Source organism: Pseudomonas sp. NPDC096950 (assembly GCF_044762525.1).
In the GTDB taxonomy this organism is placed as follows: Bacteria; Pseudomonadota; Gammaproteobacteria; order Pseudomonadales; family Pseudomonadaceae; genus Aquipseudomonas.
The window spans coordinates 419,107-431,597 of sequence record NZ_JBIWEL010000004.1; the positions used below are offsets into that span (position 1 = coordinate 419,107).

Below are 12,491 nucleotides of genomic sequence, written 5' to 3' on the forward strand. Positions count from 1 at the left end.
TCAATTGATCCCGGCCACTTTGCCTCCGCTGCTATCCCAGCCGCCACCTAACGCTTTATAGATCGCGACGATGCCACGGTACTGATCAGTTTCACCCAGTGCCTGGGCATCCTCGGCGTTCAGTCGTTCGCGTTGCGCATCCAGCAGTACCAGATAATCCACCGTGCCTTCCTTGTACTGGATCGCGGCGAGGTCGGCGGCGGCACGGCTCGACTCACTCTGTTTGATCAACGACAACAGACGTTGTTGGCGTTTGCCATAGTCGCTGAAAGCGTTTTCAGACTCTTCCAGCGCCAGCAGCACTTGCTGCTCATAAGTCGCCAGGGCACCTTCGGCATTGGCGTCGGCGCCACGAATACGCGCCCGCACGCTGCCCAGGTCAAATGCCGCCCAGGTGATGCTCGGGCCCAGACTCCAGGCCCTGGCTGCGCTGGAACCGATCTGCGAACCACGACCTGCCGTAAAACCGAGAAAACCGCTGAGGCTCACGCGCGGGAACAAATCAGCAGTCGCCACGCCAATCTCCGCAGTGGCCGACGCCAGCCTGCGCTCGGCAGCGAGCACATCGGGACGCCGGCGCAGCAGCTCGGCGGGATCACCGATCGGCAGCGCTTTGGCGATGGCCGGCAACTCGGCGGGACTCAACGACACGCTCAATGTATTCGGGCGCTCGCCCAGCAGCGTAGCGATGCGGTTTTTCTGCCGCACCTGCTCCGCTTGCAGTTGCGGCACCGTGGCTTCGACCGCCGCCAGACGCGCGTCGGCACGCACCACGTCGAGTTCATTGCCCACGCCCGCATCGCGCAGACTGACGGTCACACTGCGCGAGTCTTGCTGATTCTTCAGGTTGGCCAGGGCAATTTTTTCCCGCAGTTGCGCGCCGCGCAATTGGCCATAGGCGTCCACCAGTTCGGCAATCATCGTCACCCGCAGTTGATACAAGTCTGCGGCCGCGGCGTCTTCCTGGGCGTCGCTGGATTCCAGTTGGCGCTGGATACGACCAAACAGATCGACTTCCCAGGCCATGTCCAGGCCAAGATCATAGCGTTCCTGATTGACCCGGCTTTCGGTCTGGCCGGGCACTTGTCCCTTTCCTTGCTGGCTGCTGACGCGACTGGTGACCACCGGCAAGTTGTCGTTGCTAACGTCATCACGAATCGCCCGGGCCGCTTTCCAGCGGGCGAACGCCACGCGCAGATCGCGGTTGCCTTCCAGGGATTTGCTCACCAACTGGTTGAGCGTGGGGTCATCGAATTGCTGCCACCACACTGTTTCAAACCGCGATTGATCGTAATGCCCGCCCTGGATCGATACGATCGTGGCCGGCGCGGTGTCAGGCGTTTTGTAGTCGGGACCGACCGTGCACGCGGCGAGCGCAACGACCAGAAGGCTGGGTAAAAAAAGCTTCAAGGTGTTCATGAGTGTGCCTCCGGATTCAATGCGGTTGTTGGGTGAATCTGGGCGACCTTGCGCGCGTTCTTGCGCTCGATGGAGCGACGAATCAGAACGAAGAACACTGGCGTCAGCAGCAACCCGAAGAAGGTCACCCCGAGCATGCCGGAGAACACCGCAACCCCCATCGCCCGGCGCATTTCCGAACCGGCACCGGTGGAAGTCACCAGCGGGATCACGCCCATAATGAAGGCGAAAGATGTCATCAGGATCGGCCGCAGCCGCATGCGGCAGGCCTCCAGCACCGCGTCCAGCGGCGACATGCCCTGCTCCTGTTTGTCCTTGGCGAACTCGACGATCAGGATCGCGTTCTTGCACGCCAGGCCAACCAGCACGATCAGGCCAATTTGGGTAAAGATGTTGTTGTCGCCCTTGGAAATGATCACCCCGGCAATCGCCGACAGCAGGGTCATCGGCACGATCAGGATCACCGCCAACGGCAGGCTCCAGCTCTCATACAGCGCCGCCAGGACCAGGAACGCCAACAGCACGCAGAGCGGGAACACCAGCAACGCCGTGTTGCCGGACAGGATCTGTTGGTAGGTCAGGTCGGTCCATTCGTAGGTCATGCCATTGGGCAGTTCTTCTTTCAGCAGCTTTTCAATCGCCGCTTGGGCTTGGCCGGAGCTGTAGCCTGGCGCCGCGCTGCCGTTGATTTCGGCGGTGACGAAACCGTTGTAGTGCGAGACGCGGTCAGGACCGGAGCTCGGGCTGACCTTGACGAACGTGGCCAGCGGAATCATTTCCCCGTGGTCATTGCGCACTTTCAATTGGCCGATCTGCTCTGGCTCTTGGCGGAACTGTTGTTCGGCCTGCACGTTGACCTGATACGTCCGCCCGAAACGGTTGAAGTCGTTGGCGTACAGCGAGCCCAAATACACCTGCAACGTGTCGAAGATGTCGTTGATCGCCACGCCGTGGGTCTTGGCTTTTTCCCGGTCAATCGCTGCTTCGACCTGCGGTACGTTGACCGTGTAGCTGGTGAACAGATTGGCCAGTTCCGGAACACTGCGGCTCTTGCCGATGATGTTCATGGTCTCTTTGTACAGTTCGTCGTAACCCAGGTTGCCCCGGTCTTCAATCTGCAAACGGAACCCGCCGATGGTGCCCAGACCTTGTACCGGCGGTGGCGGGAACACCGCAATGTAGGCGTCCTGGATGCCGCCAAACTTGGCGTTCAGCGATGCAGAAATCGCCCCGGCTGACAGGCTCGGATCCTTGCGCTCATCGAACGGCCGCAAGCCGATGAAGGCGATGCCCGCATTCGGGCTGTTGGTGAAGCCGTTGATCGACAGGCCCGGGAACGCAACGGCGCTGTCGAAGCCCGGCTCGTTCATGGCAATGGTACTCATGCGGCGGATCACGTTTTCGGTGCGATCCAGGCTCGCGGCGTCCGGCAACTGGGCGAAGGTCACCAGGTATTTCTTGTCCTGGGTCGGTACAAAACCGGTCGGCGTGGTGCTGAAGCCCATGTAGGTCATGGCGATCAGACCCGCGTAAATCAGCAACGCCACGCTGCTGCCACGGATGATCTTGGCCACGGCAATCACGTAGCCATGGCTGGCCTTATCGAAGAAGCGGTTGAAGGGTTTGAACAGCCAGCCACCCAGCAGGCGATCCAGCACTTTGGAAAAACGGTCTTTCGGCGCGCCGTGGGCCTTGAGCAACACAGCGGCCAACGCCGGCGACAAGGTCAGGGAGTTGAACGCCGAAATCACCGTCGAGATCGCGATCGTCAACGCAAACTGCTTGTAGAACTGCCCGGTCAAGCCCGAGATAAATGCGGCGGGCACGAACACCGCACACAGCACCAGCGCCGTGGCGATAATCGGACCGGTCACCTCGCCCATGGCTTTTTTGGTCGCCTCGACCGGTTCAAGTCCCGACTCGATGTTCCGTTCGACGTTCTCCACCACCACGATCGCATCGTCGACCACGATCCCGATCGCCAGCACCAGGCCGAACAGCGACAGCGCATTCAACGAGAACCCGAACAGGTGCATCACGGCAAACGTACCGATCAGCGACACCGGCACCGCAACCAGCGGAATGATCGAAGCGCGCCAGGTTTGCAGGAACAGGATCACCACCAAAACCACGAGAATCAGCGCTTCAAACAGCGTGTGAACCACCGCCTCGATCGAACTGCGCACGAAGATCGTCGGGTCATAGACGATCTCGTAGTCCATGCCTTCCGGGAAGCTTTTCTTCAGCTCCGCCATCTTCGCCCGCACCTGATTGGAGATGTCGATCGCGTTGGAGCCCGGACGCTGGAAGATCGGCATCGCCACCGCTTCCTCGTTATTGAGCAAGGCGCGCAAGGCGTACTGGTTGGAACCCAATTCGACCCGGGCGATGTCTTTCAGGCGCGTGATCTCGCCGTCCGGACCGCTGCGGATAATGACGTTCTCGAACTCTTCTTCACTGACCAACCGCCCCTGGGAGTTGATCGACATCTGGAAGCTCGTGGCATTCGGTGCCGGCGGCGACCCCAGTTGTCCGGCGGCGACCTGACGGTTCTGCTCGCGCACTGCGTTGACCACGTCGGTTGCGGTCAGATTGCGCGAAGCGGTCTTGTTCGGGTCGAGCCAGATACGCAGCGAGTAATCACCGATACCGAACATCTTCACGTCACCAATCCCGTCCAGGCGCGACAGTTCATCCTTGACGTTGAGGATCGCGTAGTTCGACAGGTAGAGCATGTCGTAGCGCTTGTCCGGCGACACCAGGTGTACCAGCAAGGTCAGCTCGGGCGACGCCTTGTCGACGGTGATGCCGATACGCGTCACTTCCTCGGGCAGCTTGGGTTCGGTGCGGGTCACACGGTTCTGCACCTGGACCTGGGCGTTGTCCAGATCGGTGCCCAACGCGAACGTTACGGTGAGGGTAAGTCGGCCGTCAGCGGTGGATTGCGAGGACATGTACAGCATGTTCTCGACGCCGGTGATCGCTTGCTCCAACGGCGCGGCTACGGTTTCACCGATGACTTTCGGGTTGGCGCCGGGGTAGTTGGCGTGAACCACCACGGTCGGTGGCACCACTTCCGGGTATTCGCTGATCGGCAACTGGAACAGCGAGATGGCGCCGGCAATCAGGATCAGCAGCGACAGCACCGCCGCGAAGATCGGTCGCGTGATAAAGAACTGGGAAAACTTCATGTCGGTGCTCCTTATCCGCGAGGTGCGGCGGCTGCTTCCGCTTTCACCAGTGCAGGTGATTGCGCGGAAACCGGCGGATGGGAGGCTTCAATCGCCTGACGCTGGCGGGCCAATGTGGCGACCGTTTCCGGGCTGGCCATTGGCGCATCCTCAGGACTGATCACCGCGCCGGGACGCACGCGCTGCAGACCATTGATAACGATGCGATCGTCTTTTTGCAGACCACTGCGCACGATGCGCAAGCCTTCAAGCTTCGGCCCCAGATCGACGCTGCGATAAACCGCTTTGTTGTCCTGATCGATCACCAGCACGAATTTTTTGCCGAGGTCGGTGCCTACCGCTTCGTCTTTGATCAGCAGGCCGGGATAGGCGGCGCTGCCCACCAGTTTCAAGCGTGCATACAGACCGGGGGTGTACTGGCCGTCAGCGTTATCGAACACCGCGCGACCACGGATGGTGCCGGTTTTCGGGTTGACCTGATTGTCGACAAAGTTCATTTGCCCGAGGTGCGTGTTGCCCTCCTCGTTCGACAACCCCATGTACACCGGCGTGGCCTGACCGCGCTGGCCCTGGCGGGACAGCAGGCTGTATTTGAGGAACATGCGTTCGTCCGCATCGAAATAGGCGTAGACCTTGTCGGTGGAGACCACGCTGGTGAGCGGTGTGGTGTCGGCGGTCACGATGTTGCCGGCGGTGATTTCCGCCCGGCTGACCCGGCCGGTGATCGGCGCGGTGACGCGGGTGAAACTCAGGTTCAAGCGCGCAAGGTCCAACTGCGCCTGAATGGCATCGACACCGGCCCGGGCTTCTTGCGCGGTGGTGGTGCGGGTGTCGGCCAGTTCAGCGGAGATCGCGTTACTGCTCAACAACCGTTGGCCGCGCTGCGCTTCGTTGCCGGTGCGGACCAGGGTGGCGCGTGCCTGTTGCAGCTGCGCTTCGATGCGATGCACTTCGTGTTCGAACGGGCGCGGGTCAATCTGGAACAGCAAGTCGCCCTTCTTCACCAGCACCCCATCGGTGAAGGCCACACGTTCAATCTGGCCGGAAACCCGAGGGCGAACCTCAACGGTTTCCGGCGCTTCCAGGCGGGCGGTGACTTCGTCCCATTCGGTAATGGGCTGTTCAAGTACCTTGGCCACGGTGACATGCGGCGCACCCGGCGCCTGAGCGGCATCAGGTGTGCGTCCACACGCGGCAAGCACCACCAACGCCAACGCAGCAAGGGGATAACGCAAAGGTTTGAGTGACTGTTCCATGGGTAGTGTCCGCCAGGGGGTGTAAGAATTTCCGGATTCTCGGCCTCGCGCGAGGTCGCGACGAATTGATCGGAGTGAAGTTGGCTATCATCATTAATGATAGCCGTCATGTTTAAGGGCAAAAAAAAGGATCAGCTCGTCTAAACCGTGGTATCGGTGAGTACATTGCACACGCAATCCAGCGCCGGTCCCAACGTCTGCGCCGCATTCAATGCGCGTTCGGTGGGCACCATCCGACGACCGATACGCTCGAACAAAGGGTCATTGAACAACTTGCGCAAACGCACCAGCGCCGCGCTGACAGCCGGCTGGCCCAGGGATAATTGCTTGGCGGCACGGGTGAGATTGCGTTCCTGAATGAGCGCCTCGAACACCACCAATAGATTCAGATCGATACTGCGCAGATCATTACGTTTCATGAGTTCGGTCCACGTAGAGATTTTCGACTTGAGCCACAGGCTCTGGATCCCCCAGACTTGCGCCGACACGGGCAAAGCCATTGCAGCGACTTTATATGACGATCATAATCATTGCCAGCCTCTCAGCGAAGCTTTTCCCAGGCGAACCCGATCCGGCCACAGGAGCAGTCCCATGAAAGTCACGAAAGACCAGGCTGCCGCGAACAAAGAAGCGATCCTCAAGGCCGCATCCCGGCTGTATCGGGAAAAAGGCATCGACGGCATCGGCATTGGTGAACTGTCACGTTCGGTGGGCCTGACCCATGGCGGCTTCTACGGACAGTTTCCGGGCGGCAAGGAACAACTGGCCTCAGAGGCCGTCAGCCGGACGTTCGAGTCCAATATCCACGAATGGCAAAACGCCAAATCCATACACGAACTGATCAAGCGTTACCTGACGCAGGCGCATCGGGATAACTGGACCGAAGGCTGCCCGATTCCGGCATTGGCCGCCGATGTAGCCCGCACGGGTGGCACCGTCAGCAGCTCATTCACCCACGGTGTCGAGCGATTGATCGACCTGCTGATGGCGCTGGTGGAGGGAGAAAACCATGAGGAGAAATACCAGGAATCACTAAACGTCCTGTCTTCCATAGCAGGTGCAATGCTGATTGCCAGGGCGCTGGATAACCCTGAGTTGTCCGCGCAGTTTTTGCAGTCGGTCATCAATGCGTGGCCTGCCACTCCCGAAAAGGAAGAGCCGGATGTTGAGCACGATTTGAAGGATGAAGGTTTAGCTGCCTGTTAACGCTCCGAGTCGCAAAACCCACCGGTTTTGAAACCACCCATCTGTCATCGAGGTAACGGTGCCCCACTCTTCCGATCAACACGCTGACGAAAAAAGCCTGCCGCGATTATTGCTCGATCTGCTTTGGCAAATCGCCGTGCTGTTGATCCCGATTTTCCTCGTGACGGTCATACCGTTGCTGTGGGCGCTCGGTGTGGTGCTCGGGTGTGCGGCCTTGATGTGGCTGGCGGCGCGGGCCGGCTGGCTGCGAACCGGTCGAGGGGTTGCCCGGTTGATGACTTCCGCTGCCATCGGCCTGGGTTTCAATCTGGGCCGTGCGTTGCCGCCGTACTGGGACATCGCGGGTGCCGCAGTCGTAATGTTCTTCGGACTGGCGAGCGTCAGTCATCTGGAAAAACGCTTTGGCCTTGTCGATAAGACATCGGCCAAATCGTCGCCGCTGTCGGGTGGTCAGTCTTCCGGCGGCGCCAGTGCCTGGGGTGGCGACGAGCCCCGACAAACACCGGAAGGCGAGCCCATCAGGGTCTTCAACTACAGTGAAATCGCCATGGGCGGGCCGGTCCTGTGCGATTACTTGTTCCCTGATGGGGTGCTGCTCCAGGGCCTCGGGTCGTCGGCTCGGTTCTCCAATGACGGCCGTTATTTCGCCGCGCCGCTACCCTCGCGCCAGGCCTGGGGGTTGGTGATTCTGGATCGACAGCTGCGTCAGCTCTACCAATGTTCGTGTGATGAATTCTGGGAGTTGGATGCCTTTAACGACGGCACCTTGAGTGGGCGTTACAGCCCGCTGGTGGACAATGGAGCACGGCAGATCAGCCTGGAGCAACTGCTGGCGACGGCTGAACGGATCGATCTGGTGCCCGTTGTCGACCTCTGGCTGGAACCGGGCGACTGGCAAAAAAACCTCGCTCACGAAACGCTCCGGCACACGTCCCCCGATGGTCAGCAACACCTGGACGCCAGTCTCGCGTTGCCGCTCAGCTTGCGCGAATTGCCCCAGCCTTGTGACCCGCTGAGGTATCCGGAATACCGTGTGAACATTAACGGTGAGCCCACTTCATTACTGATCAGGGCCGATACCGCCATCATCTGGAATCCCGATAGCCGCTCCTTCGCCTGCCGTGCACGGATGGGCGATGAGCAAGCCCTCGACTACTGGCTCTGGCACGCAGACCGTGACTGGCAAACACTGCCGTGCCCGTGGATCCCCGCTGACAGCGAACCCTCGATGGGCTGGAGCGAACCCCTGGCGCTGGATGACCACCACCTGCGGCTATCGGCCTATTTCGACTACCCACAACCTGATCGCGGCCGCTTTGGTTACGGCTTGTACAGCATTCACAGCGACTGCGACTCCCAGGTCGGTCATGCACCGAACGGCCGGATACAGGTTGCGGAGCGACGGCTGACGCAAGTGCAGTTGGCCGTGCCGCTGGCGGGTGATGGACAGCGCGGTGCGACGATGGTCGAGTCGGCCTCCGTGACGGGTAAGGCGCGGGCTCAATTCCACTGGCAGCAGGACAACCGCCTGGGCCTCGGCGGATATACCTGCACGATTGGCGACTGGGCGTTGCCCGGCGTTTGGTTGCTCGATCATCGGGTTTCAGACACCGGACGCTATATCGCCCTGATCCCGTTCACCCTGCCGCCCGCCACCGCTGGGCATGTGGTGGTGGCCGACGCACAGGCACGGCAACTGTTGAGCAGCCCGCCTCTGCTGGTCGCACGCTTGCTCGACTTCCGTGGACCGCGACTGAGCCTGGCGGTGATTCGCGGGCGCCTGGATCAGGATCAGCCAGGCAGCCCGTTGCAGCGCTTTGATCAATCGCCTCCCGAAGCCGCTGATGCCGCGGAGTTTGGTCAGCATCGCCCGGACTCGCGACTTTACTATGAGTGGTGTGAGCTGGAGGTCAGCCCACAAGGCCTGACCGCCCTCCCCGACTGGCGCCTGGTCAAGCAGCCACAGTCTGCAATCGCCGACGGCAACTTTGTCCAGCCAGCGCCGACGAATAACGATGCCGCGTGGCTGTTCGGTTGTGAAACCGAATATGCCGACAGTTGGCTGCGCGTCCAGAGCCCACGCCTGGGCGGACATTTGCTGACGGCGTCCGGTTGCGCCATCAGCGATCTCGCACCTTCGATGATCTGGTCCGAGGATGCCCGTTATCTTGCGCTGACCCGACTGTATACCGACGCCGACGATGAACATGGCGGCCGGTTGGCCTGGCAGGTCTTGCTGTTGGATGTCCAGGAACGAACCTTGAGGCATTCACCGCAGCGGCTGCGCAATCGACCACAGTTTGAAGGTTTCAAGGCCGAAGTCTTAAAGGTGCGTCTGTTTCTGCGCGACTGGGAAGCCGAGGATGAAACTGACCGAGGTTCAATCACCGCGCTGAAGCTGAGCGAGCTGCTGGCACTTCCCGCCGAGGCCTTGTGCCCGCATGCGGGGCTCTGGTTGACGAAGGATCAACTGGGGAATGCCGAAGCATGGCGGGCACTGGATACATCGGCATTGAGCCAATGGCGCTAGTCACGGTCGCGCACAAAAAAAGGGGCAGATCATTGATCTGCCCCTTTTTCTTTAAGAACGCCCTACTGAACCACTGACCGGCAAATTCCCCAGCAGCTTCAGCCCGGTACTTTTCACAAACGTGTCGTAGTCCATCGGTCGCTCGATACGGGTTTCCGCATTGGGCACCACATAGGCCCAGGCACGCTGGGACGATGCGTCGTACACCAGTTTGAACAGGCGGGTCGGCACCCAGACCTTGTTGCCGCCGATGGTGCCGTGGCCTTCGTCAAACAACGGGCCGGTGAAGACATAGACATTGCCATCGGCGCGCTTGGCAAACTTGCGCACATCCGCCTCGACCTTGCTCCAGATCTTCCGGTTGTTGGTGGGATCTTGGGGCACCATGTTCGACAGCGCGAAGGATTGCGCCATGGCATTCGGGCTCGGTGCATCGGCGGCCGGGGATTGATGACCACGGTCCACGGCCGGATGCTGACTGCGGTAGTCGCTCAACTCGGCCCGCCCGCTCTTGGGGATGCGCGGGTCCGGGTAGAACTGGTTGGTGCGTTCCTCCCCTTTGGCATCCTTCAATTGAGCCGAATTAAGGCGTTCGACCACCACCAGCGGCGTCCGGCTGGTTTGCGAGTACAGCACCGCGAAGTTATCGGAACACAGCGCCAGGGGTTTCATCGTGGCCGGCACAGTAGCGGTGTTGATCGGTTTCGCGGCCGGAAACAGATCGACGCAACCGTCGAACGATGGCTGTTTCTGCTTGTTTGAATAGAGGTCCAGGGCCGCGTTCTGGTTGATCGAGCCCGAGTGGGAAGTCTGTGTCTGATGCGGGGTGGCTGGCTTGAGGAGATCCAGCAGACTGCGGGCTTCTGCGCCAGTCGAGAGCAAAACAAGGGCCGACAGCCCAACTGCAATTTTGCGTAGGTGCATGCTTTAAATTCTTCGATTTGGATTGAGGGGTAAACGTACGGCGAGTCCCGATTCAAGGAACCGGGCGGAGGTGGTGCTGATTATTTTCAGGCGAGCATGCGTTCACTGTCCTTGATCAAAATGCCGGGGTGAATCCGGTCGACTACGAGCCGTTGGATCGCTGACGGTCGTGGGGATTTATTGACCCTTAGAAGTCACATTAGTGCCGGACTCAAATGCGCATGACATCGATCAACACCAGCGGTGCACCACCGGCCCAAACAGTCAGGCCGACAGCAGTCCCGCCTCCTGATAGCTCTGAATCAATTCGTCGAACAAACCGATGTCGAGGCGAGTCCTGGCAATCAATTGCGCGCCGGCTACGGCGGTATAGATGGCGCGGGCACGACGCTCGCACGCATCAACACTTCCCAGGCCGAGATCGGCGAGCACGTTGGTCAGCCACGCCACGTTGATGTCTGCAAACGCCAGCACTTCATCCTTCACCGCTTCGGGCAGGTCCTGGAATTCCGCCGCCATGAAGCTGGACAAACACAGCCTGTTTCCGTCTTCAAGCGAGCTTCGGAAGATGCTCGGGTACACCTGCAGGCAGTGAACCGGATCGGGATTGGCAGCGCGTATGGCCTCCAGAACACCGGAGGTCTGTTCCCAGTAGCGCTTGGCGACAGCGGCGCCGAGGTCAGCCTTGCTCGGGAAATGGTAGTAAATGCTGGCGTTCTTGATCCCCACCTCATCCGCAATGCTGCGGAAATTGATTCCACTGTAACCGTGGATTTGCGCAGCGCCTTTGGCCGCTTCCAAGATGGCTTCCCGAGCGTTTTCGCTCACCTTTTCACTCCTTTCACTGGGTCGTTTGGCCCGATTCTACTCGCATCGCCTGTAACCTGCCAATTGGTAGGTAGGGATTGACAAGGCACAACCAAGCGCCCATTGTTTTACCTACCAACTGACAGGCAGGCGACTAAACCATGACATTCCAACAGCCCCACCCCAACGTTTCCACCTTCCCGATGATGAAAATCTACGACTGGTTCGATGGCCCCTACCCGGCGCGGGTCCGAATTGCACTGGCAGAAAAAGGCCTGTTGTCACGGATCGAATTCGTTCCGGTCAACCTATGGACCGGCGAGCACAAGAAACCGGCGTTTCTAGCGATCAACTACTCCGGGACATTGCCCGTCCTGGAACTGGACGACGGCACGCTGATTGCCGAGTGCACCGCCATCACCCAGTACCTGGATGTGCTGGACGGCAGCCCGCTGCTCACCGGTAAAACCCCGACTGAAAAAGGCGTCATCCATATGATGACCAAGCGTGCGGAAACTGAATTCCTGGATGCGGTCAGCACCTACTTCCACCACGCCACGCCTGGCCTTGGGCCGGACGTCGAGCTTTACCAGAACCGTGAATGGGGTGAGCGGATGCGCGATAAGGCCGTGCGCGGGATGCACTATTTCAACGGCGTCCTGGCAACCCGGCCGTTTGTGGCGGGCAGTGAATTTTCGATGGCCGACATCGCGGTACTCGGCGGCATGATTTTCGCTTCGCTGGTGAAACTGCCGGTGCCTGAAGAATGTGACGCATTGCGCGCCTGGCATGCCAGGATGCAGGAGCGGTCAAGTGTTCAGGAATGGCGCGCCATGGTGGAGCGAGGCCATGCAGTCAAAAACGATGTTGCGTCAGGGCTGATCGGGGTTAATGATTCAAGGCCGATACTGTCTACGCGCCAACCTGAACAAGAAACCGTTCTGACGCGATAAACCCCAGACAAAAATAAACCCGGAACACGTCCGGGTTTATTTCACTGCCTGACGTCGATCAATGCAAAATCTGACTCAAGAACAACTTGGTCCGATCATTCTGCGGATTATCGAAGAAGTCGTTCGGCGCCGCTTGTTCAACGATCTCCCCTTTGTCCATGAAGATCACGCGATTCGCCACGGTGCGGGCGAAGCCCATTTCGTG

At 59.9% G+C, this 12,491-nt stretch carries 8 protein-coding genes and 2 pseudogenes; 3 read left to right on the forward strand and 7 right to left on the reverse strand.

All coding sequences use genetic code 11. The annotated features are described in order from the left end of the window. The 4 genes from ACIQY3_RS10540 to ACIQY3_RS10555 all read right to left on the reverse strand — a co-directional run bounded on the left by ACIQY3_RS10540 (position 1) and on the right by ACIQY3_RS10555 (position 6,285). Positions 1–1,419, reverse strand: coding sequence for an efflux transporter outer membrane subunit (locus ACIQY3_RS10540; protein ID WP_403019121.1), 1,419 nt, complete (start codon positions 1,417–1,419; stop codon positions 1–3). After that, a complete protein-coding gene (locus ACIQY3_RS10545; protein WP_403019123.1) occupies positions 1,416–4,610 on the reverse strand; it encodes an efflux RND transporter permease subunit in 3,195 nt (1,064 codons plus the stop codon). Before ACIQY3_RS10545 ends, ACIQY3_RS10540 begins: the two co-directional genes overlap by 4 nt. Before the next feature lie 11 nt (positions 4,611–4,621). Further along, a complete protein-coding gene (mexE, locus tag ACIQY3_RS10550; protein ID WP_403019125.1) occupies positions 4,622–5,866 on the reverse strand; it encodes a multidrug efflux RND transporter periplasmic adaptor subunit MexE in 1,245 nt (414 codons plus the stop codon). 140 nt (positions 5,867–6,006) lie between these two features. After that, positions 6,007–6,285 carry a LysR family transcriptional regulator gene (locus ACIQY3_RS10555; protein WP_403019127.1) on the reverse strand — a complete coding sequence of 93 codons (279 nt, stop codon included), beginning with the start codon at positions 6,283–6,285 and terminating at the stop codon, positions 6,007–6,009. Positions 6,286–6,457: 172 nt separating this feature from the next. Between ACIQY3_RS10555 and ACIQY3_RS10560 the strand changes: the two genes are divergently transcribed. After that, positions 6,458–7,072 carry a TetR/AcrR family transcriptional regulator gene (locus ACIQY3_RS10560; RefSeq protein WP_403019129.1) on the forward strand — a complete coding sequence of 205 codons (615 nt, stop codon included), beginning with the start codon at positions 6,458–6,460 and terminating at the stop codon, positions 7,070–7,072. 58 nt (positions 7,073–7,130) lie between these two features. Beyond that, the gene (locus ACIQY3_RS10565; protein WP_403019130.1) at positions 7,131–9,602 is read left to right on the forward strand and encodes a hypothetical protein; all 2,472 of its coding nucleotides are present in this window, start codon (positions 7,131–7,133) and stop codon (positions 9,600–9,602) included. Positions 9,603–9,653: 51 nt separating this feature from the next. On the opposite strand, the gene ACIQY3_RS10570 is transcribed toward ACIQY3_RS10565, so the two are convergent. Further along, positions 9,654–10,526: a DNA/RNA non-specific endonuclease gene (locus ACIQY3_RS10570; RefSeq protein WP_403019132.1), complete on the reverse strand. Its 873-nt coding sequence runs from the start codon at positions 10,524–10,526 to the stop codon at positions 9,654–9,656. Between the two features lie 264 nt (positions 10,527–10,790). Then, positions 10,791–11,354: a TetR/AcrR family transcriptional regulator gene (locus tag ACIQY3_RS10575; protein WP_403019134.1), complete on the reverse strand. Its 564-nt coding sequence runs from the start codon at positions 11,352–11,354 to the stop codon at positions 10,791–10,793. Positions 11,355–11,494: 140 nt separating this feature from the next. Here ACIQY3_RS10575 and ACIQY3_RS10580 point away from each other — a divergent pair. Continuing rightward, a pseudogene (locus ACIQY3_RS10580) lies at positions 11,495–12,187 on the forward strand (glutathione S-transferase); the annotation flags it as partial. A 157-nt stretch (positions 12,188–12,344) separates the two neighbouring features. Here the strand turns inward: ACIQY3_RS10580 and glnQ are convergent. Continuing rightward, a pseudogene (glnQ, locus tag ACIQY3_RS10585) lies at positions 12,345–12,491 on the reverse strand (glutamine ABC transporter ATP-binding protein GlnQ); the annotation flags it as partial.